Annotated in this window: 20 protein-coding genes; 9 read left to right on the plus strand and 11 right to left on the minus strand. The window is 73.2% G+C overall.

Translation table 11 applies throughout. The features are described 5' to 3' along the window. On the minus strand, positions 1 to 631 hold a 631-nt coding region (locus tag ACFXPK_RS08020; protein ID WP_385072877.1), incomplete at its 3' end, for a TetR/AcrR family transcriptional regulator. A 287-nt stretch (positions 632 to 918) separates the two neighbouring features. On the opposite strand from ACFXPK_RS08020, the gene ACFXPK_RS08025 reads away from it, so the two are divergent. The 3 genes from ACFXPK_RS08025 (at position 919) to ACFXPK_RS08035 (ending at position 3,782) form a co-directional block, all read left to right on the plus strand. Further along, entirely contained in the window at positions 919 to 1,569 is a 651-nt protein-coding gene (locus tag ACFXPK_RS08025; protein WP_385072880.1) for an O-methyltransferase, read from the plus strand. 190 nt (positions 1,570 to 1,759) lie between these two features. Further along, positions 1,760 to 2,764 carry an SEC-C metal-binding domain-containing protein gene (locus tag ACFXPK_RS08030; protein WP_385072883.1) on the plus strand — a complete coding sequence of 335 codons (1,005 nt, stop codon included), beginning with the start codon at positions 1,760 to 1,762 and terminating at the stop codon, positions 2,762 to 2,764. A 91-nt stretch (positions 2,765 to 2,855) separates the two neighbouring features. Then, positions 2,856 to 3,782, plus strand: coding sequence for a YDG/SRA domain-containing protein (locus ACFXPK_RS08035; protein ID WP_385072886.1), 927 nt, complete (start codon positions 2,856 to 2,858; stop codon positions 3,780 to 3,782). A gap of 18 nt (positions 3,783 to 3,800) precedes the next feature. Here the strand turns inward: ACFXPK_RS08035 and ACFXPK_RS08040 are convergent, their stop codons facing one another. Further along, complete coding sequence (locus ACFXPK_RS08040; RefSeq protein WP_385072889.1) at positions 3,801 to 4,457, minus strand: ATP-binding protein; 657 nt, start codon at positions 4,455 to 4,457, stop codon at positions 3,801 to 3,803. 170 nt (positions 4,458 to 4,627) lie between these two features. On the opposite strand from ACFXPK_RS08040, the gene ACFXPK_RS08045 reads away from it, so the two are divergent. Continuing rightward, positions 4,628 to 5,476: a helix-turn-helix domain-containing protein gene (locus tag ACFXPK_RS08045; RefSeq protein WP_385072892.1), complete on the plus strand. Its 849-nt coding sequence runs from the start codon at positions 4,628 to 4,630 to the stop codon at positions 5,474 to 5,476. Further along, positions 5,473 to 5,691 carry a DUF397 domain-containing protein gene (locus tag ACFXPK_RS08050; RefSeq protein ID WP_385072895.1) on the plus strand — a complete coding sequence of 73 codons (219 nt, stop codon included), beginning with the start codon at positions 5,473 to 5,475 and terminating at the stop codon, positions 5,689 to 5,691. Before ACFXPK_RS08045 ends, ACFXPK_RS08050 begins: the two co-directional genes overlap by 4 nt. A 150-nt stretch (positions 5,692 to 5,841) precedes the next feature. On the opposite strand, the gene ACFXPK_RS08055 is transcribed toward ACFXPK_RS08050, so the two are convergent. Further along, a complete protein-coding gene (locus ACFXPK_RS08055; RefSeq protein WP_385072898.1) occupies positions 5,842 to 6,237 on the minus strand; it encodes a hypothetical protein in 396 nt (131 codons plus the stop codon). 316 nt (positions 6,238 to 6,553) lie between these two features. Between ACFXPK_RS08055 and ACFXPK_RS08060 the strand changes: the two genes are divergently transcribed. After that, entirely contained in the window at positions 6,554 to 7,402 is an 849-nt protein-coding gene (locus ACFXPK_RS08060; protein WP_385072901.1) for a hypothetical protein, read from the plus strand. Between the two features lie 102 nt (positions 7,403 to 7,504). Here the strand turns inward: ACFXPK_RS08060 and ACFXPK_RS08065 are convergent, their stop codons facing one another. Genes ACFXPK_RS08065 through ACFXPK_RS08075 form a run of 3 tightly spaced genes read right to left on the minus strand, consistent with a single transcriptional unit; the run spans position 7,505 to position 14,749 of the window. Beyond that, the gene (locus ACFXPK_RS08065; RefSeq protein ID WP_384996172.1) at positions 7,505 to 8,476 is read right to left on the minus strand and encodes an ABC transporter ATP-binding protein; all 972 of its coding nucleotides are present in this window, start codon (positions 8,474 to 8,476) and stop codon (positions 7,505 to 7,507) included. Continuing rightward, positions 8,473 to 11,274 (minus strand): FtsX-like permease family protein, encoded by a 2,802-nt coding sequence (locus ACFXPK_RS08070; RefSeq protein WP_385072904.1) that lies wholly within the window; start codon positions 11,272 to 11,274, stop codon positions 8,473 to 8,475. Before ACFXPK_RS08070 ends, ACFXPK_RS08065 begins: the two co-directional genes overlap by 4 nt. Before the next feature lies 1 nt (position 11,275). Beyond that, positions 11,276 to 14,749 carry an FtsX-like permease family protein gene (locus tag ACFXPK_RS08075; RefSeq protein ID WP_385072907.1) on the minus strand — a complete coding sequence of 1,158 codons (3,474 nt, stop codon included), beginning with the start codon at positions 14,747 to 14,749 and terminating at the stop codon, positions 11,276 to 11,278. Positions 14,750 to 14,926: 177 nt separating this feature from the next. On the opposite strand from ACFXPK_RS08075, the gene ACFXPK_RS08080 reads away from it, so the two are divergent. Continuing rightward, positions 14,927 to 15,754 carry an ABC transporter ATP-binding protein gene (locus ACFXPK_RS08080; protein ID WP_385072910.1) on the plus strand — a complete coding sequence of 276 codons (828 nt, stop codon included), beginning with the start codon at positions 14,927 to 14,929 and terminating at the stop codon, positions 15,752 to 15,754. A gap of 140 nt (positions 15,755 to 15,894) precedes the next feature. Then, on the plus strand, positions 15,895 to 16,212 hold the full coding sequence (locus ACFXPK_RS08085) for a hypothetical protein (RefSeq protein ID WP_384993410.1): 318 nt from the start codon (positions 15,895 to 15,897) through the stop codon (positions 16,210 to 16,212). 239 nt (positions 16,213 to 16,451) lie between these two features. On the opposite strand, the gene ACFXPK_RS08090 is transcribed toward ACFXPK_RS08085, so the two are convergent. After that, the gene (locus tag ACFXPK_RS08090; protein WP_385072975.1) at positions 16,452 to 17,894 is read right to left on the minus strand and encodes a DUF445 domain-containing protein; all 1,443 of its coding nucleotides are present in this window, start codon (positions 17,892 to 17,894) and stop codon (positions 16,452 to 16,454) included. A gap of 143 nt (positions 17,895 to 18,037) precedes the next feature. Between ACFXPK_RS08090 and ACFXPK_RS08095 the strand changes: the two genes are divergently transcribed. Further along, a complete protein-coding gene (locus tag ACFXPK_RS08095) occupies positions 18,038 to 19,378 on the plus strand; it encodes a GDSL-type esterase/lipase family protein (protein ID WP_385072914.1) in 1,341 nt (446 codons plus the stop codon). A 191-nt stretch (positions 19,379 to 19,569) separates the two neighbouring features. Here the strand turns inward: ACFXPK_RS08095 and ACFXPK_RS08100 are convergent, their stop codons facing one another. The 4 genes from ACFXPK_RS08100 to ACFXPK_RS08115 form a co-directional block, all read right to left on the minus strand. Next, positions 19,570 to 20,262, minus strand: a complete 693-nt coding sequence (locus ACFXPK_RS08100; protein WP_384993418.1) for a DUF1707 domain-containing protein — start codon at positions 20,260 to 20,262, stop codon at positions 19,570 to 19,572. 31 nt (positions 20,263 to 20,293) lie between these two features. After that, positions 20,294 to 21,283 (minus strand): ATP-binding cassette domain-containing protein, encoded by a 990-nt coding sequence (locus ACFXPK_RS08105; RefSeq protein ID WP_384993420.1) that lies wholly within the window; start codon positions 21,281 to 21,283, stop codon positions 20,294 to 20,296. A 116-nt stretch (positions 21,284 to 21,399) separates the two neighbouring features. Beyond that, entirely contained in the window at positions 21,400 to 22,257 is an 858-nt protein-coding gene (locus tag ACFXPK_RS08110) for an ABC transporter permease (RefSeq protein ID WP_384993486.1), read from the minus strand. A gap of 31 nt (positions 22,258 to 22,288) precedes the next feature. Continuing rightward, positions 22,289 to 23,089, minus strand: a complete 801-nt coding sequence (locus ACFXPK_RS08115) for an ABC transporter permease (RefSeq protein ID WP_384993423.1) — start codon at positions 23,087 to 23,089, stop codon at positions 22,289 to 22,291. Positions 23,090 to 23,187: the final 98 nt, after the last annotated feature.

Here is a 23,187-nt window from a genome sequence, read left to right on the forward strand (position 1 = left end):
GTGGGGCGCGGCGGGAGGTTGTTCTACACCCACCCCGCCGGCGCCCCCCCCGCCCCCCCCCCCGGCGGCTCCGCCGCCGGGGGGGGGGGGCGCCCGGCGGGGTCAGCCCGTGCCGGTGGAGGAACGCCTCGACGAGCCCGTCGGTGAATCCGCGTCCGACCGGCTCGTCGGTCACCAGCACGCGGTAGTAGAGGGGACCCACGAGCTGGTCCGTCTCGGCCGCCGCATCGAGACCGGCCGGGAGCTGCCCCCGCCGCACGGCGCGCTCCAGCGGCAGGCGGTCGCGGGCGCGCTGCGCGTCGAGACAGCGGGTCCGGAAGTCCTGGGCGAACGCGGGATCGTGCTGCGCCTGGGCGATCAGCGCCCTGAAGACGGCGCCGGGGTCGGACTCGCCGAGGAACCAGGCCAGCCGGGGCAGATACTCCCGCAGGTCGAGGGCGATGTCGCCGGAGTCGGGAGGCGTCAGGTCCTCGGCCGCGTCCTGGAGGAAGGCGTCCGTCAGGACCTCGGTCTTCGTGCTCCACCAGCGGTAGATGGTCTGTTTGGCCACCCCGGCGCGCGTGGCGATGCCCTCCATCGTGACGCCGGCGAAGCCCTTCTCGACGAGCAGCCCGTCGGCCGCCTCCAGCACCGCGAGCCGGGCCTGCTCGCTGCGCCCGTGCCGGTTCCCGTGGTGCCGCCGCGCGGCTCCGCCCGTACCACCGCCGTCGGTACCGCCCGTCCGACCGATACCACTCGTACCGACTGCACCGCCTGTACCGCCCGTACCGCCTGATCCATCCGATCCGGCCGGTGCGTCACGTCGGCCCGCATCGCTCGCCTCGGCGGCGTGTGCCGCAGGTGCCATCTCGCATCGCCTCCCCGCGCTCAGGGTATTCCCTCTAGACGTGACGCAACGTCGCGTCTACTCTAGCCGCCATGACCTACACCGACACGCTCACCGACCCCCGTATCGCCACAGCCCTCGGCCGGATGTTCGGACGGGCGGAACAGGACGACGCCACCGCCACCCGGCTGCCCGACGGCTTCACGGCACTGACCCCCCAGGAGCAGGCCGACGCCGCCGCCGGGATCTACATGCCGATCTCCGCCGCGGGCGGCGAACTGCTCTACAGCCTGGTCCGGGCGGTCCGCCCGACCACGGTCGTCGAGTTCGGCACGTCGTACGGGATCTCCACGCTGTATCTGGCCGCGGCGGTACGGGACAACGGGACCGGCCGCGTCATCACCACGGAACTCAGCGAGGACAAGATCGCCGCGGCCCGCCGCACCTTCGCCGAGACCGGCCTGGACGACCTGATCACCGTCCTGGAGGGCGACGCCCGCACCACCCTCGGCGGACTCGACGACGCCCCGGACCTCGTCCTGCTGGACGGCTGGAAGAACCTCTGCCTGCCGGTCCTGCGACTCCTCGAACCGCGTCTGCGCCCCGGCACCCTCGTCGTGGCCGACGACATCGACCTGCCCGACCTCGCGCCGTACCTCGCCTACGTACGCGACCCGGCGAACGGCTACCGGAGCGTGCCCTTCCCCGTGGAGGACGGCATGGAGATCAGCTGCCGCCTCTGACCCACCGACCGGGCCGCCCGGGACCGGGACGAGCGCGCGGGAGCGGCCGGTCACAACGGCCCCCGCCCCCGCCCTTCTCCCGTCCTTCCCCCGCCCTTCACCCTCCCTTCCCCCCTCACCTCCCTCTCCCCCTCGCCCCTCCCCGCCACCCCCCTCCACCCCCGCGCGGTACGGCAGTACGGTGTGGACCATGCGCCCCGACATGCTGCCTGCCGACCACACCGCGGAAGCCGAGCGCCTGCTGCGCACCGCTGCCCAGTACCCCGAGGACCAGGAGCCCCTGCTCCTCCGCGCCGCCGCCCATCTGGAGCTGGCCGGCGACCGCGACCGTGCCACCGGCCTCTACGACACCCTCCTCGCGGCGTCCCCCGACCACCTCCATCTGGTGAAGGCGCTCCAGGCCGCCAACCTCTGGGAGTACGGCCACGAGGCGGAGGCCCGCGCGATCATCGAAGGGCTGCGCACCGCGGCCCCGCTGGACCCCGCGCCGTGGGAGATCGTGGCGGAGACCCTGGAGTCCCACGACGAGCTGGAAGCGGCCCACGACTCGTTCACCAAGGCCCTGGAACTCCTCCTCGCCCCGGACGAGGAGGTCCCGTACGCCACCCAGTCCCTCCTCATCGGCCGCCACCGCGTACGCCGCCTGCTGGGCCTGGACCACGACACGTGGGACGCCCTCGCCGACCGCGTCAACCCGGCCACCGTCGCCCTGGACGAACTCCACGACCCCAAGCGCCTCTGGGCCCTGGGCTCCGACAACCCGGACGAACTCCAGGCCGAGATCACCCGCCTCCGCGCCGAACTGGGCTCCTACCGCACCGCCTTGTCCCGCCCGTTCCCCGTGGCGCTCCTGCACTGGCCGGCCGGCGAACTCACCGAACTCCTGGCCGCGTACCCCTCCCTCACCACCGAGTACCCCTCGCACGAAGCACACCTGACCCAGCTCGAATCCGCCCTCCGCGACCTCGCCGCCGCGGGCACCCCCAACCTGGGCATCGTCACGGCCACGGTCCCCTCGTACGAAGCCTTCGCCGCCTCGGAACAGTCCTCCCCCACCGAGTCCGCCCTGCTCCCCCTGTACGCCACCACCCTGGCCGCCCGAGGCCGAGCCACCCCCTGGCCCCCGTCCCGCAACGCGGCCTGCTGGTGCGGCTCGACGAAGGCTTACCGGGAGTGCCACGGGGCGGCTTCCTGAGGACCACGGGATCAGACCGTGCCTCTTGCCCGCTCCAGCTCGACCACGAAACAACATGGAACCCTGGGACCACATGGTGAGACCATGGCTTATGCCGAGTGATTCGAAGCAAGCTGAGTTTGGTACCCCCGATGGTGTCGCTGAGGGGGACTGGTTCAAAGGCCACAGGGAGCTCCACGCACACGGGTTGCATCGTTTCAGCGGCCGAGGAATCTCCGGAACAGCAAAAACAGGCGCCGACTCCATCGTCCTATCAGGTGGATATGTTGACGACGCCGACGGTGGCGATGAGATCAAGTACACCGGCGAAGGGGGGCGAGATCGAGAAACCGGACGAATGATATCTGACCAGTCACTCGACGACGAGGGAAACGCGGCCTTGGTCGTCTCCCGGGCCCTCGGTCTCCCTGTTCGAGTGATTCAAGGTCTCGACATTAGAGGAAAAACCCGACGCCGAGCCATGGGTGGATACCGCTACCGCGGGCTCTATCGCGTGGCAGACCATTGGATGACCTTCGGCCAAGAAGGCTTCCTTATCTGCCAGTTCCAACTCCTCAAGATCGCCCCAGACGAGGAGGTCTCACCTCAGCAGGTAGACCCTGCGGCAGACGAAGCCACCAACTTCGAAGAGCAAGCGCGCCGATACATCAACCAAAGTCGACTCGTTCGCGATACGAATGCGGCACGCAGCGTCAAGGCACTCCACGACAATACGTGCCAGATCTGCGCCAACCGCCTCGTCGTCTCGCCTACAGGCGAGGCATACAGCGAAGCGGCACACATTCAAGCCGTAGGGAAACCCCACTTTGGTAAGGATGTTTCTCAAAACATCCTGTGCCTCTGCCCAAATTGTCACGCACGATTCGACCGGGGCGCGCTCCTCATCACCGACTCTTTCAAAGTGATCGACAGCCTTACGCAAAAGTTCGTCACAGAACTAAGGCGCGCAAAAGGGCACGACATAGGCGTCGAGTTCATCAGAAAGCATCGCGCACGCTGGGGCGACCGACTCGCGTAACCCCTTTCGGAAGTATCGTCACGAATCCACTAACTCTGCTTCAAAACGCGTCTGGGCGTGATCGAGGGCTTCGTCCGGGTCGCAGCCGTGGGCTCGTAGCCAGTGGAGGAGGTCAGCGATCACGTCGATTGCGACCTCCTCCGCCACGGCGACCGACAGGGGACTGCCCACTTCATCGCCCAAGGGGCGCTTTGCCGCGTAAGACGTCAGGAGAGCTTCGCTTCGGGTTACTCGGGGACCTCCCGTATGGCCGGACGGTGACGTCAGCGTCGTGGACAGTTCGCACCAGACGATCTTTGCGTTCGGGCGGAGCACGACTCCCCACCTGTCAGCGAGTTCATCCACCAGCAGCATCCCGCGTCCTGACTCCGCGTCATCGCCGGGTGCGAGCAGAGCAGGAAAGGCCCGAGTGTCCGGGTCGCGCAGTTCCAGGCGCACATGGGTGCCCCGCATCGAGACAGCGAGCATGGTCGGCGTCCCTTCGCCCACATGCCTGATGACGTTGGTGACCATCTCGCTGACACAGATCTGAGCCGGAGCGATGACCTCCGACAGTCCCCAGAACTCCATGTGCATGCGGAGCACCCGACGCAGGCCGGCCACCTCTCTCGGTTCAGCCAGGAACGGAACCTCCCAGGGCTTTCTCTGCATGCAGTCGAGATGGTCAGCGAACATGCGCCTCACCTTCCGCCGTTCTGTGTACGAACAGTCACGCGCTGTATGTGAGGATGGCATCCGCGCATCCCGCGATGCAATGTGCACGGCGGGATTCCCCCCAACGAGTGATTGGCGCACCTCCTTCTTTCGGATGGGATGGAACCTCCCCCGCCTCATGAGGAGTTGAAGTGGCCGGATCACCTACGGCGCGGCGTCGACGGCTGGCGATCGAGCTCAAGAAGTTGCGTGAGGAACACGCCCTGACCTGCAACCAAGTAGGCAAGGAGCTTGACTGGAGCGGCTCCAAGGTCAACCGACTGGAGACAGGGCAAGGACGGGTGCAACCGTCCGATGTCGATGCACTGTGCCGCTTCTACGGGACATCGGACGAGCTGCGCGAGTTGCTGAAGTCTCTTGCCAAGCAGTCGAAGACCAAGGGGTGGTGGCACGCGCACGGCAGTGCCGTTCCCTCCTGGTTCTCCGTGTACGTGGGGCTCGAACAGGCAGCGAGCAATCTGCGCACCTACCAGGGCGAGTTCATTCCTGGACTCTTGCAGACGGCCGAGTACACCTCTGAACTGAGCCGCGTCACTCCCGACCTGCCCCACAGCGAGATCCCACGCCTCGTCGATGTACGCATGCGGCGCCAGGAACTCCTCACCCAGGCGAATCCGCCTGATGTCTGGGCTGTTGTGCACCAGAGCGTGGTCATGCAAGTCGTCGGAAACCACCAGGTAATGGCGCGCCAGCTCGAACGTATGCTGGAAGTGGCGAGGCTGCCGAACGTAACGGTGCAGGTACTGCCCTACGACGCGGGGGCCTACCCGAGTACCGGCCCCTTCACCGTGCTCGGCTTCCCTGAGCAGGAGGACCCCGACGTGGTGTATCGGGAGGGGCTGACCGACTCGGTCTATCTCGAACTCCCCTCGGATGTAAGCATCTACACCAAGGCATTCGACCACCTCAGGGCGCTCGCCCTGAGCCCGCAGCGATCAGCTTCACTGATCCACTCAGCCATGGAGGATCACGCTCGATGACCTCGCCCCTCATAGGAGACCAGTGGCGGAAGAGCAGCTACAGCAACGGAGCCGGTGGTGAATGCATAGAGGTGGCCGCCGCTGGAGCAGCCGGAGTGGGAATCCGCGACTCGAAGATGCCGCGGGGCCCTCACATAGCTGTGCAGCTTGATGCATGGGATCTGTTCGTCGGCGCCCTGCGCCACACAGGAGTAGGTGGGCGGCTCGAAGCTTGAGCTTCGGAGTCAGGGGGCGGCGGGCCGGGCCTCAGATCAGGGGGTTTGCGGGGCGTCGGTGGGCTCGGGGCTCGGGTTTCGGGGGGCGAGCTCTGCTTGTGAGGATGGGTGGGGTCTTGTCACCCCCCACCCACCCTCCCCGTGTCGCGGTCAGGCCGGGCCGGAGCCGGAGCCGGGGGTGTCCTGGGGGGTCAGGCGGGTGAGGACCTTGGCGTAGACCGTGGTGGCCGCCGCGATGACGGTGGTCAAGGACGCCAGCGCGAGGACGCCCATCAGTGCCGGCCACTCCCGCCACGCGTCGCGGCAGCGGTATCTGTCGGTCTCCAGGTCGACCAGTGGGCCTCGGCACATGGACCTGCCGCTGTACTCGGGGCCGTAGTCGGCGAGCATCAGGAAGAGGAACCCCAGCCAGATCATCAGGGCCAGGAGCACCCACACGATCGACCAGCCTTCGATACGGCGCGCCCGGCGGCGATCCCGTTCGGTACGGGCCGGTTCGGCGGTCGTGGCATCGGGCGCTTGCGGGGCCGGTGGTTCGGCAGTCATGTATCCCCCTTGTGACCAGCGGTGATCAGTTGGCAGTTCATCACACCGCTTGGGGCCGGGGCGCCCTCGCCCCCGTCGGCCCGCGCCTCACGGCGGGGGTCGGTCGCGTCCATCGGGCAACGGGGGTTGACTTCTTGTGATCGGGTTGCCACTCGGGGTGAGCAGCGTCTAGCGTGCCCCTGGACGTAAAACAGCCTCCGCCTGGTGTTCTCAGCACCGGACGGAGGCCTGACCGACGAGATCGAAAGAGGCGATCCCTTTGGCTGCTCCGCAGTCTAGTAACGCGCCGACGCGCTTGCACACCGCTTCCCACCCGATGGCGAGTCCCGGGTACGGCAAGCGTTCGGTTGCCGGGCAACCGGGGCGCTCCTCCGATGACTTCGCGCTGCTGCCGGGGCGTGAGGCGGCCGTCGCCGGGTTCATCGACCGGCTGCCCGACGGCGCCGATATCTCGGTGAAAGCGCTGGCCAAGGTGATGGAGTACGGGCAGTGCGCCTTACGCACCGCCCTGAACTTCCTTGAGCGGGCCGGACATCTCCTGCGGCGGCGGGAGTTGGTCGTCGGGCCGGGCGGGAGGCGGTGGGTCACTCGAACGTGGTTCTCCCGGGCCGCGCGGGACGGTGGTTCCTGGACGGCGCAGCTCTCCGGGGGCGCCCCGGGGGCGGAGCCGGACGGGGCCGAGGCGCGGGGCGCGGCGGTCGTGAGCCGTCCGGCGCGGGCGGCCGGGCGGTCGCGGGGGTACGCGGTGCTCGCCTCCGTCGGGCGGCGGTGCCCCGCCCTGTCACTGTCCGCCGCCGACTGCGCGGCGCTGGAACCGCTGGTCGCCGAGTGGTTCGTACGGGACGCGGGTGAGGAGGACGTGCTGCGGGCCCTCACCGACGGGCTGCCCTCGCCCGTACATCATCCGGCCGGACTCGTACGGTCCCGGCTCACCGCCAAGCTGCCGCCGGAACCGGCCGGTTCGCCGCCCGCACCGGGGCCGTCGGCGGCCGTCGTGGAGTGTCGCACCTGCCGGGCGCCCGGACGGGCGGAGGCCCTGCGCGACGGGGAGTGCGGGGGCTGCCGGGGTGAGGCCCCGCCCGTGCGCCATCCCGCCGCGCTGGCGCCGGAGCGGGTCCGGGCGCGCGCCGCCGAGGTGCGGAGCGCGGCGACGACGGGCGGGTAGGCAGGCGCGGCGGGTCGGCAGGCTGGCGCGGCGGGTCGGCAGGCGCGGCAGGTCGGCAGGCGCGGCGGGCGCGGCGGGTCGGCGGGAACACGCCACCGGGCGTCAGCGCGGGTCGTCCGGCCACACCTGGATGTGGTCCTGCTCCAGCTCCAGCAGCACCCGCTGCTCCATGCCCAGCGCCGCCGTGTACTCCGTGGGCAACTGGAGCCGTCCGGCCCGGTCCAGCATCGCGTACTCCCTGGCCACCACCGATTCCTGGCCCTGCGCGTCGATCTCCGTACGGCGCAGGACCTCGGAGGAGGTGCGGCCGTCGCGGATCGCGACCGTACGGCGTACCTCGTTCTCGACCGCCTGGTCGTGCGTGACGATGACGATCGTCGTGCCCAGTTCCTCGTTGGCCCGGCGGAACGCCGCGAAGACCTCCTCGCCCGTCGCCGAGTCGAGTTCGCCGGTCGGTTCGTCGGCGAGGAGCACGGAGGGGGAGTTGGCGAGGGCGACGGCGATCGCGACGCGCTGCTGCTGGCCTCCGGAGAGCTGGTGGGGGCGGCGGTCGGCGCACTCGGTGACGCCGAGCATCGCCAGCAGCTCCCGGGTCCGCTCCGCCCTCGCCCTGGACGTGCGCGCGCTCCGTGGGGCGCCGCGTCCTCTCAGCTGCATGGGGAGGGCGATGTTCTGGGCGGCCGTCAGATACGGCAGGAGGTTGCGCGAGGTCTGCTGCCAGACGAATCCGACCACCTCGCGGCGGTACTCCAGCCGCACCTTCGCGTTCATCGTGAGCAGGTCGCGGCCCGCGACCCTGGCCGCGCCGGCGGTGGGGACGTCGAGGCCCGCGAGGACGTTCATCAGGGTCGACTTGCCGCTGCCGGACGCGCCGACCAGGGCCATCAACTCGCCGCCCTGGACGGTGAGGTCGAGCCCCTGGAGGGCCTGCACCTCGACTCCGTCCGTGGTGAAGACACGGACCAGCCGGTCGCAGGTGATCAGCGCGTCGTGCCCGTACGAGGGGCGGTCGCGGTGCGCCGTCGCCTGCTGTTCCAGGTCGTCGAGGGTCGGGGGCAGGGCCGGTTCCGTCATCGTGTGTCTCCCGCTCTCAGCTCCGTGATCGATGCGCGTCTGCCCGCCCACCACGCCTGCGCCGCGGCGACCGCCCCCGCGAGGAGGAGTACGGCGAGCGCCGGGAGCACCAGGGACCAGCCGTCCGTACGCAGCGACACGCCGCCCGCGGAGGACACCGGGGCCGCCGACGCCACCGCGAGCTGGGCCAGGTCGATGCCGGGGGCCAGCAGCCGGATCGTGGCCCAGCCGACGAGGATGCCGCCCCCGGCGGCGAGCAGCGCCTGCGGCAGCGCTTCCAGGCCGAGCAGCAGACGGCCCTGGCGGCCGGTGAGGCCCATGGTGCGCAGCCGGGCCAGCAGGGCGGTCCGTTCCCGGGCGGCATGCAGGAAGGAGAGGAGCAGCGCGACGACCGCGTAGAGCGCGCCGGCCAGGACGGCGACGGTGTAGATCCGTTCGGCGCCGGACTGGAGCGGCGAGGGCGTGAACGCCGCCCGCTCCTCGCTCAGCAGGGTCACCTCGGCGGTCCGCGCCGCCGCCCGCAGGTCCGCGCCGGGCAGCCGCTCCCCCGTGACCAGCAGCGTGGTCGGTTCCCGTGCCGTCAGCGCAGCCCGGTCCACCAGCAGGAACTCGGTGCGGGGCGCGGCCGGGGTGTCCGGCCTGACCGCGGTGATCCGTACGGTGACCTCGCCCGCCGACGAGACGATCCGGCGCGGTCCGGTGCCCAGCCGGGCGGCGGTCGCGGGCGACGCCACGGCGTTGACCGTCCCGTCGGGGCCGCGCGCCGTCAACTCCCCGGCGGGGAAGGCCCCGAGGCCCTGGAGCCGGGCGAGGCGGCTGTACGGTCCCGGGTCCACGCCGATCAGGGTGACCGGCTTCTGGAGCGCGGGGCCGTCCCCGGGCGCCGGGGCCGGTTCGGCCACCGTGTCGATGCGTACCGGCGTCGCCTCCCGTACGCCGTCCGTCTCCCGCACCGACCGTTCGGTGCCCGCGGGCAGCGGCAGGGCGTCGCCCGGGGTGGAGATCCGGGCGTCCGCGCCGACCGCCAGCACGGCGGCCCGGTCGCGCGCCTCCGTGATGCCCGTCAGGACGGAGCCGCCGAACGCCGCCGTCGTCAGCGCGATGAGCAGCGCCAGCAGGGGCGCCGCCGTCGCCGTGGCGGAGGACCGGCCCGCGCGCGCCAGTGCCAGGAAGCCGACGATCCCGCGCAGCCGGGCCGCCGGGCGGGCCGCGTAGCGCAGGGGCAGCGGGTAGAGCCGTACGAGGACGAGCGCGGCGATCAGCGCCACGAGGACGGGGGCCGCGCTGACCAGCAGGTCGCCCGCGCCGTCCGGGGAACCGGACGCGGTGCCCCGGCGGCGCAGCGCGGCCACCGAGGCGACGGCCAGCAGGAGCAGGGTCAGTTCGGCGACGGTGCGGCGGCGGCTCGGCCGGGCCGCCGCGAGGTCGTCGCGCTCCCCGTGCGCGCGGGCCCTGCGCAGCGGCAGGACGGCCCGGAGCGGCATGGCCACGCAGGCGAGCAGCGCGACGGCGCTCGCCCCGTACACCGCGGGCAGCAGCCGCACCCCGTCTCCGTCGAGGACGACGGCCGCCAGCAGCAGGGCCGCCCCGGCGGCGGGCAGCGCGATCACGGCGGTCTCGGCGAGCAGCCGGCCGCCGATGCCGGCCAGGGAGCCGCCGCGCGAACGCAGCAGGGCGAGTTCGGTGGCGCGGCCCGCGGCGATCAGGCCGCCGGCCATCGCCAGGACGACGGCGGCGACGGCGGCCATCCCGAAGGCGGCGACGACGACGATGCGCGAGATCGCCTCGCGCGTCGCGAGATGGTCGGCGGCGATCGCGCCGAGGCGGGTCTCCACGGCCGCGTTGCCGCCCGCGATCTCCCGCATCCGCAACAGGCCGGGGCCGTCCTCCAGGGCGGCGGTCCCGCGCACCAGTTCGGGGGCGTCCGCCGCGGTCAGCCCTCCGATGGCGGGGGCGAAGTTCCAGTACTTCTGGGCATCCGCGCGGATGCCCAGAAACGCGGGCGCCGCCTCGGGCGCCAGCAGGAGCCCCGCCTCCCAGCGGAACTGCGGCGGCTTGGTGGGGGTGGCGGTCAGCCCCGGGGTGCGCAGGAGGGGTTCCGCGGACCAGTAGCCGCCCTCCGGGTCGCGGGGTTCGACCAGGCCGGTGATGCGTACGGTGAGCGCCGGGGCCCCGTACGCGTCGCTCAGGGCCAGTACGGTGCCCACGCGCAGCCGCAGTTCACGGGCGGTCGCCGTGGTCACGGCGGCCTCCAGCTCCGTCGTGCGCGCGTCCGCGCCGTGCGGGCCGGCGGACGGCAGCCGTCCGTTCCGTACGGTGGCGTGCGCGGCCAGCCCGGACTGCGCGGCCAGTGTGAAGCGGGGCGGGACCGCGTCGGGGCGCGGGAGCCAGCGGTCCGTGCCGATCAGGGCCTCGCCGGTGCGCACCCCGTACGCCGACTGCGCGAGGTCGGCCCGCAGCGGGTCGGTCAGCCGCGTCGCCGCCTCCCGGTACACGGCTTCGATCGCCTCGGGGCGCATCGCCGCGACCCGGGCGGGCTCCGGGAGTTCGAGGCCCGCCTGGGGGGCGGTCATCCGCACCATGGTGTCGGCGACGGGCGCGGCGGTGATCTCACGGCGCAGCCCCGCGCTCTCGTAGGCGTCGACGGCCCGGGGGAACGCGGCGGCGAGGAAGGCCGTGAGCAGGACGAGCGCGCCGAAGGCCGCGGCGGCGCCGGGGGCGGTGCGCAGCCGGGTCCGTACCCAGGGGGCGACGGCGCGCGCGGCCCTCGGCGTGTCCGGGTTCTGTGTGCGGGTCATGTCAGTGGTCCCCCTGGTGGCGGAGCGCGACCGCGGGGTCGGCGCCGCGGCGGACGGCGAGGGCCGCGGTGATCAGCAGGGGCACGGCGGCGACGCCCGCGAGGAACAGGGCCGCCTGGGGCAGCGGGAGTTCGACGAGCACCTGGGGCACCGGGCGGCCCGCGCGGGTGGTCAGCACGGTCAGCGGGACGAGTGCCCAGGTCAGCAGGGCGCCGAGCGCGGTGCCGACGGCCAGGCCGAGGGCGATCAGCACGCCCTGTTCCGTCACGACCAGCTTGGCGAGGCCGCGGCGGGGTGCGCCGAGGGCGCGCAGGACGGCGAGTTCGGCGCTCCGTTCGCGCAGGGAGGCCGCGGCGGCGACCGCGAACCCCATGGCGGCGAGGGCCGCCGCCGCCAGCGCGACGGCGATCAGCGCGGCGCGCGGCCCCTCGCCGAGCGGGTCGCCGAGCAGCCCGGCCGCCGTCTCGTCGCGTACGAGGACCCTGCCGGGGCCGCTGCCGCCGTCGTCGCGGTCGCGCAGCGCGGCGGCGACGCGCGCGGTGGCGCCGGGGTCGGTGCTCAGCCACCACTCGTTGGGGATGAGCGCGCGGTCGGTGCGGGCGGCGAGGGCCGCGTTGACGGCCGGCAGGTCGACGAGGAGCCCGCCGGCGCCCGCCGTGTCCTCCCCGTTCCGCGGCTGCTGGGAGGTGCCCGCCTCCGTACCGTCGCCCGAGTCCGTCTCCAGGTCCTCCGCCGTGCCCGTCGTCGGCAGCTCCCGCACGGTCTTCACGAGGGTCACCCGTATCTGCTCCCCGGCCAGCGTCAGATCGACGCTGTCGCCGCGCCGGGCCCCGGTGGCGCGCAGGAAGCCGTCGGTGGCGACGGCCGCGATCCGCTCGGGGGCGGCGGCGCCCACGACATCGAGCCGGACGGCGAAGGAGCCTTCGGTGAAGGGCTCGGACCGTCCTGTCGGATAGGCGACGGTCAGCGGCGCCGCCGTGCCCGGCGCGGACGCGGCCGGTTCCAGGGTCTTCGGCGCGCTCTCCTCGGAGTCCTCCGTCACCGTGACGCTGCCGCGCCAGCGCGTCCCGTCCGGTACGGGGACCGGCGCCGGACGCGCGTCGTCGCCCGCGCCCGTGGCGAGCAACCGCTCGACGGTCAGCCGGTGTTGCTCGGCCCGCTCCTCCGGGGCCGTACCGCCCAGCCGCAGCCCGGTCACGCGCAGCGGCCCGGCGGGGGCGGCGCGGGTGCCCGCGGCGGTCAGGTCGAGGTCGAGGGTGGCGTGGTGGAGCCGCCCGTCGGCGGGCACCTTCCCGGCGCCGAGCCGGTACGGGATGCCGAAGCGGTCCTCGACCACCACCAGGAGGGTAGCGGCGGGGGCCCGCGACGCGTCCTTCCCCGCCGTGATCCGTACGTCGACGGTGAGACGGCGGGTGTCGTCGGGCAGCGCGATCCCGGTACGGGCACGGCTCTGGTCCGCGGCCCGCTCCGGGCCCCGGCCCCCGGAGCCGGGTGCGGTCGCCGTCGCGGCCAGCACGCTCGCGGCGGGCTCGTCGGCGAGGTCGGGCCGCAGCAGCAGGCCCTCCTCGGCGTGGGCGGTGTCCAGCGCGAGGACGGTCGCCGTCCGGCCGCCGGAGAGGGCCGCGTCCGTACGGTGGGCGGGCGCGGCCTGCCGTACCCCCGGCAGCGCGGCGTAGAGACCGGCCTGACCGGGGTCGGCGGGCCTGCCGTCCAGGACGCGGACCGAGGCGCCCGTCGCGAAGTCCGCCTGGTCGCGCTGGGACCGGTCCCACGACGCGCTCTGGCCGAGGGCGAGCAGGCCGGTCGCCACGGCGAGGACCAGCAGCAGTACGGGTCCGGCGCCGCGCAGCGACCGGCGGGCGAGACGGTGGGCGGCCAGCGCGCCGGGCAGACCGCGGCCCCGGGCGGCGCGGCGCTCGGCGAGCAGCGCCAGGGGAGGCAGCAGCCGCAGCGTGAGCACCGTACCGGCGAGCAGCGCCAGCGCGGGCGCCGCGACCAGCACCGGATCGATCCCGAGACGGCCCTCGCGGTCGCCGCCGAGCACCCCGGCGCTGCCGCCCTCACCGGTCCTGCGGTCCAACTGCCAGTAGGCCAGGGCCGCGACGAGCAGCAGGGCGAGGTCCGCGCCCGCGCGGACGGGCGCGGGCAGGGCGGCAGCCCGGCCGGGCGCCCCGAGGGAGTCGCCCGCCCCCGCCCGCCCGGCCAGGGCGGGCAGCACGATCAGCGCCGCGCAGCAGAGCGCGACCGCCGCCGAGACCGCCCACACCGGCCAGGCGGGGAAGCCGCCGAGGCCGGCCGTCCCCGCCCCGTCGCCGCCGAGCGCGGAGCCGCGCGCGAGAAGCCCGGTCAGCGGGGCCGCCAGCAGCGGGGCGCACAGGGCCGCCGGGAGGGCCAGCAGCAGCGCCTCCGTCGCGGCGAGGGCGGCGAGCCGGCCGCGCGAGGCGCCGCGCGCCCGCAACAGGCCCGTCTCGCCCGCCCGTTCGGCGGCGAGCGACCGGGCCACCAGCAGCAGGGTGTACCCGGCCAGGAGGAGCAGTTGCAGCGCGACGATCACCAGCGTGGACCGGGAGACCAGCAGCGCCCGCTCGGTCCGGTCGAGGAGCGACGGCAGCGCGGTGGTGACCGCCGCGCCCCCGCCGAGCGCCGGTTCCTCGCGCAGCCGCTCGGGGACCCGGGTGGAAGCGGTGCGCAGGGCGTCGATGCGGTCGGTGGTGACGCCCCGGTAGTCGGCGGCGGCCAGCCAGCCGGTGGTGAGGGAGGGGAAACGGCCCGCGGTGAGGACGGACGCGTCGGTGAGGAGCGGTCCGTAGGTGGTGAAGTCGACCTCGCGGACGCCGCGTCCGCCGAGCGAGTCCAGCCGCCAGTACGGCTCGGTGGCGTCGGTGGCCTCGTACACCCCGGTGATCCGTACGGTCAGCCGGTCGTCGGTCAGCCGGTCGGTGAGCACGATCCGCGCGCCGGGCGCCAGGTCCAGCCGCCGGGCCGCGGCCTCGGGCAGCGCCACGGGGACGGCTGCCGCGGAGCCGCCGTCGGCGCCGTCCGCGGCGGACGGCCCCGGCAGCTCGCCCGCCGTCAGCGTGATCCGGGAGCGGTCCAGGGCCGCGAAGTGCGTCAGGTCCGGCTTGGTCCCGTCGAGCGGCGCCGTGGACGCCCGGAGCGAGGCGGGCAGCGCGTACGGGCCCGAGCGCTCCAGCTTCCGCACGGTCACGGGCAGCCCGTCGAACGCCTCCCGGGCGCCCCGCTCCACAGCGCGCTGCGCCGCGTCGCGCCCCGCCACCGGAATGTCCGCGCCGACGACGAGCGCGGCGGACGCGGCGTCCCGGCCGCGCAGCGTCTCGCGCAGCGCCGTGTCCCCGACGGAGCCGGAGAAGGAGGTGAGGGAGGCGAGGACACAGGTGGTCAGCACCACCGCGAGCAGCGCGGCGGCCAGCAGCAGCCGATGCCCCGCCGCACGCAGAAGAACGAACCCCGTCACACTTCCCCCGACAACCCGTACGCCCGTCCGGCCCGGTCGGCCGCGGCTCTCTCCCCAGGTCTCCCCCGTTGATCCACGTCCACCCAAACACAGAACGGGCCCATGTCCTACCCCGTGCCCGCACATACCCTGGCCGGGCCGACAATTCAGCGGCGACGACGTTCGGGGGATACGCCCATGACGGAACACACCAGCACGCGCCGGACCGCCGGGGGACCGGCCACCGCCGAGCCGGACGGCGGCTCCGGCGGACCGATGGTCGACGCGGAGGACCTGCACCGCTCGTACGGCACGGGTCCCGCCGCCGTCCAAGCGCTGCGCGGCACCTCGCTCACCGTCGAGCGGGGCGAGCTGGTCGCGCTCAAAGGACGGTCGGGCGCGGGGAAGACCACCCTGCTCAACCTGGTCGGCGGCCTGGACGCACCGGACCGGGGCAGGGTCGTCGTCGACGGCGCCGACCTCTCGCAGCTCGGTGAGGACGGGCTGCTGGAACTCCGCCGCGACCGCGTCGGATTCGTCTTCCAGTCCTTCGGTCTGATCCCGCTGCTCACCGCGGCCGAGAACGTGGGGGTGCCGCTGCGGCTGCGCGGCGCCGATCCGCGCGAACGCGAGGAGCGGGTGGCGCTGCTGCTGGCCCTCGTCGGCCTCACCGACCACGCGGCGCAGCGCCCCGGCGAGCTGTCCGGCGGCCAGCAGCAGCGCGTGGCCCTGGCCCGCGCCCTCGCCAACCGGCCGGCCCTGCTGATCGCGGACGAGCCGACCGCCCAACTGGACGCCCACACCGGGCTCATGGTGATGGAGCTGCTGCGCACGGTGGTACGGAGCGAGGGGGTGACGGCCCTCGTCGCCACGCACGACCCGCAGTTGCTCGATCTGGCGGACCGGGTGGTGGAGCTGAGCGACGGCCGCATCGTGGACGACGTCAAGACCGTCGAGACCGTCGAGGACGTCGAGACCGTCGAGGACGTCAAGGACGTCGAGACCGTCAAGGGCATCGCGGACTGAGCGGGCGGGGCCCGGCCGGCGCCGGGCGCGGTGGCCGGAATACGGCTCCGTGCGTCGCCCGTCCCGTCACGTCGTTACGCTCGGCCGGGTGCGCGCGGCATCCGGCCCGGCGGACAGGACGACGAGGAGAGGTGGCGGCCATGGCTGCGGCGACAGCGAGGATCCCGGCGGCGGCCGTGGCGGCGGGCGGGCTCGTCGGCGGGTACGCGATCGCCCGGTGGACGAGGAAGCGCCCCCTCGGCGGGGTCGCGCTCGCCGCCGCCGGAGCCGTGGCCGCGCGCGAGTGGCACCGTACCGGCGGAACGGCGGCCGCGGCGGGGCTGACCACGCTGTACGTCGCCGCCTTCGCCGGGTCGCACCCCCTGGCCAGGAAGGTCGGGGCCTGGCCCGCCGTCTTCAGCGTGGCGGGCGCGGTGGCGGCCACGTCCTGGGCGGTCACCCGGCGCGGCGGGTCCTGACCCCGGCGCCGGGACGGGCCTCGGGGCGGGCCTCGGGAGCGGTCTCGGGAGCAGTCTCAGGACCGGCTGCGGATCCCCCGGAAAAGTTTTCTCCGAACCGTTGAACACCCCGGGGCCGGGCCCCGTACTCCAGGGCAACTCCCCCATGGTGGCTGGGCGCGTGAACGGACGACAGGGTCCGGTACACGCGCCCAGCACTTTTTTCCCGGCCGCCCGGCTTTCCCGGCCGCCGAGCTTCCTCAGCCGCCGAGCGCGTGCGACACCGTGTAGATGAGCAGGCCGGCCAGCGCGCCGACCACCGTGCCGTTGATCCGGATGAACTGGAGGTCCCGGCCGATGTTCGCCTCGATCTTCTTCGACGTGTCGGCGGCGTCCCAGCTCGCGACGGTGTCCGAGATCAGCGAGGTGATCTCGCCCCGGTAGGTGGAGACGACGTACGCCGCCGCGTCCTCGATCCACCCGTCGAGCTTCCCCTGGAGCCGGTCGTCCGTCACCAGCCGGCCGCCCAGCGAGAGCAGCGAGGCGCGGGCCCGCAGCCGCAGCTCGCTGCGGTCGTCCTCGGCCGCCGAGATGATCATTCCGCGTACGGAGGACCAGGCGGAGGCGATGATGTCCTGCACCTCGGGCCGGGCCAGCAGCTCCGACTTCAGCCGCTCGACGCGCGCCCGGGTCTCCGTGTCGGACTGGAGGTCGGCGGCGAAGTCCCGCAGGAAGCGGTCGATCGCGCCACGGGCCGGATGCGTCGGCATGTCGCGCATCTCGGTGACGAAGCGCACCAGTTCCTTGTAGACGCGGTCCCCGATCCTGCGGTCCACGAACCGGGGCGTCCACCCCGGCGCCCCGCCCTGGACCGCGTCCATGACCGAGTCCCCGTGGGCCGCGAGCCAGTCGTGCGCCCGCGCGCAGATCAGGTCGACGGCCCGGTGGTGCGCGCCGTCCGCGACGATCTTGTCCAGGGTCTTCCCGATGCCCGGCGCGATCTCGGCCGCGTCCGCGCGCCGGGTGATCGCCTCGCCGACCACGGCCTGGACGTCCGAGTCCCGCAGGACGGTCAGGGCGCCGCGCAGCGCCGTGGACAGCTCGGCGGTGACCCGGTCGGCGTGGTCGGGCTGGGAGAGCCAGCCGCCGAGCCGGCCGCCGATGCCCAGGGCGCGCAGCCGGGCGCGTACGACGTCGGCGGAGAGGAAGTTCTCCCCGACGAAGGAGCCCAGCGAGGCGCCGAGCTGGTCCTTCTTGTTCGGGATGATCGCGGTGTGCGGGATGGGCAGGCCCAGGGGGTGGCGGAAGAGCGCCGTCACCGCGAACCAGTCGGCCAGCGCGCCGACCATGCCGGCCTCGGCCGCGGCGGCGACATAACCGGCCCAGGGGCCTGCGCCGGAGTTCTTCGCCCAGGTGGCGAGGACGAAGACCAGGGCGACGAAGAGCAGCAGGCCGGTGGCGGTGGCCTTCATACGGCGCACGCCGCGCCGCTTCTCCTCGTCGGCGGCCGTGTACGAGAACCCGGGCAGCCCGGAACGGCGGCCCCCCGCGCCACGCGGAGCCCCGCCGCCGGACGCCCCGGAGGTCCCGGAGGTCCCGGAGGTCCCGGACGTGCCCGAGGGCCCGGAGGGCCCCGATGCCCCGGAGGTCCCCGTCGTCAACGCCTTGCCCGGGTCCGATTTATCCGGATCCGTACGTTCCATCCGCTCCACCCGTCCACGTACACCTCATGACAGACCCACTCGTACACAGTGTCCCTTCCTCTCGTACTCCCGGGGCGCACGTCGAGTTCCCGGCGCGATGCCGGATGATTGTTCTGTACAGAGGGGCGAGGGGATACGGGGCCATGAACAGACATCGCGGATTTGCCCTGCTCGGGGGGCTTGTCGGGGTGGTCGCACTGGTGTGTGCCGCCATATTCGGCGCGTACGGCCTGCTGGACGCGGGCTCCGCCGGTACCGGCGGCGACAGCGCGAACGGGACGGCCGCCACGAGCGGTACGGGAGGGCCGCGCGGCCAGAACCCGCCGCCGGGACGGGCCGCGCCCGCCTCCGCCGACTCCTGGACCGGCACCTGGGCCACGGCTCCGGCGGGGGTCGAGACCGACGCGCCCAACGGCCACCCCGGGCGTTCCATCCGTAACGTCGTGCACACCAGCATCGGCGGCAACAGCGCCCGGGTCACCCTCTCCAACCTCTACAGCCCCGGCGCCCTCGTGATCGGCCACGCTTCCGTCGCGGTCGGCGCGGGCGGGCCGCGCGCGGTCGACGGAACGCTGCGGCAGCTCACCTTCGGCGGGCGGGCGGCCGTGACCATACCGGCCGGCGGGCAGATCATCAGCGACCCGGTGGCGCTGCGCGTGCCCTACGACGGCGATCTGCTGGTCACGCTCTACACGCCGCTCCCGGGCGGGCCCGTCACGTACCACCCGTCCGCGCTCCAGACCTCGTACCTCGCCGACGGCGACCGTACGCAGGACTCCTCCGGGACCCCGTACACCGAGCCGAGCAGGGTCTGGCGCTATCTGACCGCCGTCGACGTCCAGAACCGCGAGTCGCGCGGGGCGGTGGTCGCGTTCGGCGACTCGATCACCGACGGCGTGGGCTCGCGCACCGACACGAACAGCCGCTGGCCGGACGTGCTCGCCGACCGGCTGCGCGGCCGGAACATGGGAGTCCTCAACGAGGGCATCGGCGGCAACACGGTCCTCCTGGACTCCGTGCGGGACCGCAAGGGCGAGAGCGGCATCTCCCGCTTCCGGCGCGACGTCCTCGACCGCGCGGGCGTGCGGACCGTCGTCATCGACCTCGGCATCAACGACATCCTGCGCGGCCAGGAGCGCGACCCGGCCAGGATCACCGCCGGGCTCAGGGAGCTGACCCGGCAGGCGCACACACACGGGCTGCGCGTCATCGGCTCCACGCTCACGCCGTTCGGCGCGCACCGCGGCTACAACCCGGTCACCGAGTCCGTACGGGAACGGGTCAACGCGGAGATCCGCGCGGGTGGGATCTTCGACGCCGTCGTGGACTTCGACCGGGTGGTGCGCGACCCGTACGCGCCGCACCGGATCCGGCCGCTGTACGACGCGGGCGACGGCCTGCACCCGAGCAACGCCGGGTACCGGGCGATGGGCCGCGCGCTCAGCCTGGACCTGCTGGAGAACAAGGCGCCCGCCAACCTGTAGGAGCCGGAGCGCAGCCCGCGGGCCCGCTGTGGAAGCGGAGCCCGCGGGCCGGCCATGGAAACGGAGCCGCAGGCCGTGGAGCCGGAGCCCGCGGGCCGGCCGCCGAGCGGATCCGGCGCGCCGCGTCGCGTCGCGGGAAGGGGCGTCGCGTCGCGGGAAGGGGCGTCGCGTCGCGGGAAGGGGCGCGCGCCTCACTCCAGCTCGTCGCGCTCCGTCTTCTTCTCCAGCCGGAGGCGCTTGCGCTCCTCCTTGAGCCTGCGCTTCTCCGCCTCCGGGATCTTGCGCTCCACCCCGACCCCGCCCATCAGCGCGAACCCGGTGATGATCACACGCGGCGAACCGGGGGCCACCGCCGCGTCGTCGCGCCCCGTCTCGCCGAAGCCGCCCATCAGGCCGAAGCCCCTGACCTCGACGTCCAGTTCGGGCGGGACGGTGACATGGACCCCGCCCATGATCGTGAAGCAGCGGATCACCACGTCGCGGTCCTCGAACCGTGCCTCGCGCAGATCGATCTCGCCGCCCGCCTGGAAGACGGCCGCCGTGAACTTCCGGCCCACCGTCCACGCCCCCTTGCGGCCGAAGCCGCCCCAGAACGCGAACGCGCCCTTGGACGTGGCCGGTTCGCGGCCGACACGGCCGGCCCAGACGCCCGGGGAGGTGTCCCGGTCGGCGGCGCGCACCACGTCCGTCGTCGTCCCCGGTTCGGGCAGATCCCGGACCAGCGGCACCAACTCGCCGTGCGTACGCGCCTCATAGGCCGCGCCCAGCCGCTCGTCGAACTCCTCCATCGTGAGCCGGCCCTCGGCCATCGCCTCCCGCAGCCGCTCCGCCACCTGCTCGCGCTCGACGTCGGAGGCACGCGTCTCAGGCCGTTCACTCGTCATGGGAGCAGAGTAGCCACCCCTGAGGGCCACGTCACACGGCTGATCGGTCCACGTACATCTTGGCGATCACCGACTCGATGTCGGGCTCCCGCACCGAGAGATCCACCAGCGGATACTCCGCCGCGATCCGCGCCACCAGCGGCGCCGCGGACTCCGCCGCCGGAAAGGCCAGCCACTGCCGCGGCCCCTCCACCCGCACCACCCGCGCGCCCGCCGCCACCGCGTCGATCGGCGGCAGCTCACGCTCCAGGTCGACGACGAGGGTCCGCTCGCTCCTGCCCACCTCGTGCAGCCCGCCGAGCGCCCCGTCGTACAGCAGCCGCCCGTGGTCGATGACCATCACCCGCCGGCAGAGCTGCTCGATGTCGGTCAGGTCGTGGGTCGTCAGCAGCACCGTCGTACCGCGCTCCTCGTTCAGGTCGCGCAGGAACTGCCGCACCTTCGCCTTGGAGACCACGTCGAGCCCGATCGTCGGCTCGTCCAGGTACAGCACCTCGGGATCGTGCAGCAGCGCCGCCGCGATGTCGCCGCGCATCCGCTGGCCGAGCGAGAGCTGCCGTACGGGCACGTCCAGCAGCTCCCCCAGGTCCAGCAGTTCCACGCACCGCTCCAGATTGGTGCGGAACCGCGCGTCGGGGACCCGGTACATCCGGTGCATCAGCCGGTACGAGTCGATCAGCGGCAGGTCCCACCAGAGCGTGGTGCGCTGCCCGAAGACGACCCCGATACGGTGCGCCAGCCGCGTACGCTCGCGCGACGGGTCGATGCCCGCGACCCGCAGCCGGCCGCCGCTCGGGGTGAGGATGCCCGTGAGCATCTTGATGGTGGTGGACTTCCCGGCGCCGTTCGGGCCGATGTAGCCGACCATCTCGCCGCGCTCCACCCGGAAGGTGATCCCGTCGACCGCCCGCACCTGGTGCTTCTCGCGGCGCAGCAGCCCCGTTCTGCGGCGGACGTCGAAGACCTTCTCCACGCCGTCCAGTTCGATGAAACCCGGCAGGTCGCCGCCGCCCGTCACCATCCGTACTCCCTCTTCTCCGTTGTCCCCGTCGCCGTCATGAACATGCCTCTCCCCGACGCGCCTCTTCCCGACGCGTCTCTCCCCGACATACCTCTCCCCGGCCGGACGCATCCGGGTCAGCTCCCCGTACTGCGGTACGCCCGCAGCCCCGCGCGCCACGCCAGCCCCGCCAGCGCACAGCAGCCGCACGCGATGACCGGCGACAGGAACGCCGCCGCGTCCGGCAGCCCCAGCGGGTCCTCGCGGCCCAGCACATAGAGCGCCGGGAGCCAGTTGACGAAGGCCAGCGGCACCACGAACGTCACCCCGCGCACCAGGTCCTTCGCGAAGACCGTCGGCGGGTACTGGAGCAGCGTCGTCCCGCCGTAGGTGAACGAGCTCTGCACCTCGGCGGCGTCCTGCGCCCAGAACTGGAACGCCGCGCCCGCCACGAACACCGAGGCGAAGATCGCCGCCCCGCTGACCAGCATCAGCGGCACCATCAGGACCCGGGTGACCGTCCAGTCGATGTCCGCCACGACCAGCGCGTACCCCAGCACCAGCAGCCCCTGCGCGATCCGGCCGAGCCGGCGCAGCGCGAACCGGTCGGCCGCGACCTGCGCCAGGACGGGGACGGGCCGCACCAGCAGCGTGTCCAGCGTGCCGTCCCGCACCCGGCGGCCCACCCGCTCCATCGAGCCGAGCAGCAGATCGGCGAGGCCGAAGGCGGTGCCGGCCGTCCCGTACAGGAAGGCCACCTCCGGCAGCGAGTAGCCGCCCAGGGCGTCCACATGGGTGAACATCATCAGGATCGCCAGGAAGTCGAAGGCGGTCGCCGCGAAGTTGCCGAACGCCGTCATCACGAAGGACGTGCGGTACGTCATCGTGGAACGCACCCACATGGCGACGATCAGGCCGTACGCCCGCAGCCCGTCCCGCAGCGCCGCCCCGCGCGAGGCCCGCGGAATCCACAGCTCCGCCCGCCCTTCCGCCACCTCCGCGGCGGACCGCTCCGCGTATGTCTCCTCAGCCACCCTGGACCACCACCCTTCTCGTCGCCACGGTCTGGAGCAGCCGCCCGGCCGTCAGCAGCCCCGCCGCCCAGCACGCCTGGAACGCGTACGCCTCCACCAGGTCCCACCCCGTGTGCCGGCCGAGGAAGACGTCCGCCGGGATCTGGAGCAGCGAGGACCAGGGCAGCGCCCGCGCGACCTCCCCCAGCGCCCCCGGGAAGAGGGTGAGCGGCAGCAGCAGCCCGGAGAAGAACATCCCCGCGAGGAACGAGATCTGCGCGACACCCGCGCCGTCCATCAGCCAGAACGCGGAGAGCGCCACGAGATAGCGGAGCGCGAAGCTGACGACCACCCCGAGCGCCACCGCCACCAGGAAGGCCACCCAGACCAGCGGCGAGTCCGGCATCGCCAGATCGAAGGCGAGCGAGCCGATCACCATGGGCACGATGCCGCGCCCCAGCAGATGGAAGAGCGCGCGGCCCAGGTCCCCGGCCAGCCACCAGAGCTGGAGGTCGGCGGGGCGGTAGAGGTCGACGGCGATGTCGCCGGTACGGATGCGCTCGATCAGCTCGTCCTCGAAGCCGCCGCCCATCATGGAGCAGGTCATCAGCAGCGCCTGGCCGAGCCAGACGAAGGTGACGGCCTGGGAGAGGTCGTACCCGCCGAGCTGCGGCCGTTCGTCCCAGAGCGCCGTGTAGGTGTACGCGATGATGAAACCGAAGACCGTGTTGGTGAACGTCCCTGCCACGGTGGCCACCCGGTAGGTCGCGTGACGCCGGAACCCTCCCGCGGCCACCGTGAAGTAGAGCCGCACGAGGACCCCTTCCTCTCTCACTGTTCCTGGCCGGCGGCCAGGTACCAAAGCGCACGACCCTAGTCCCGCCCGGCCCACCGCCGCGACCGAATATCCGG

The sequence above is a fragment of the Streptomyces sp. NPDC059142 genome (assembly GCF_042755665.1).
Lineage (GTDB): Bacteria > Actinomycetota > Actinomycetes > Streptomycetales > Streptomycetaceae > Streptomyces.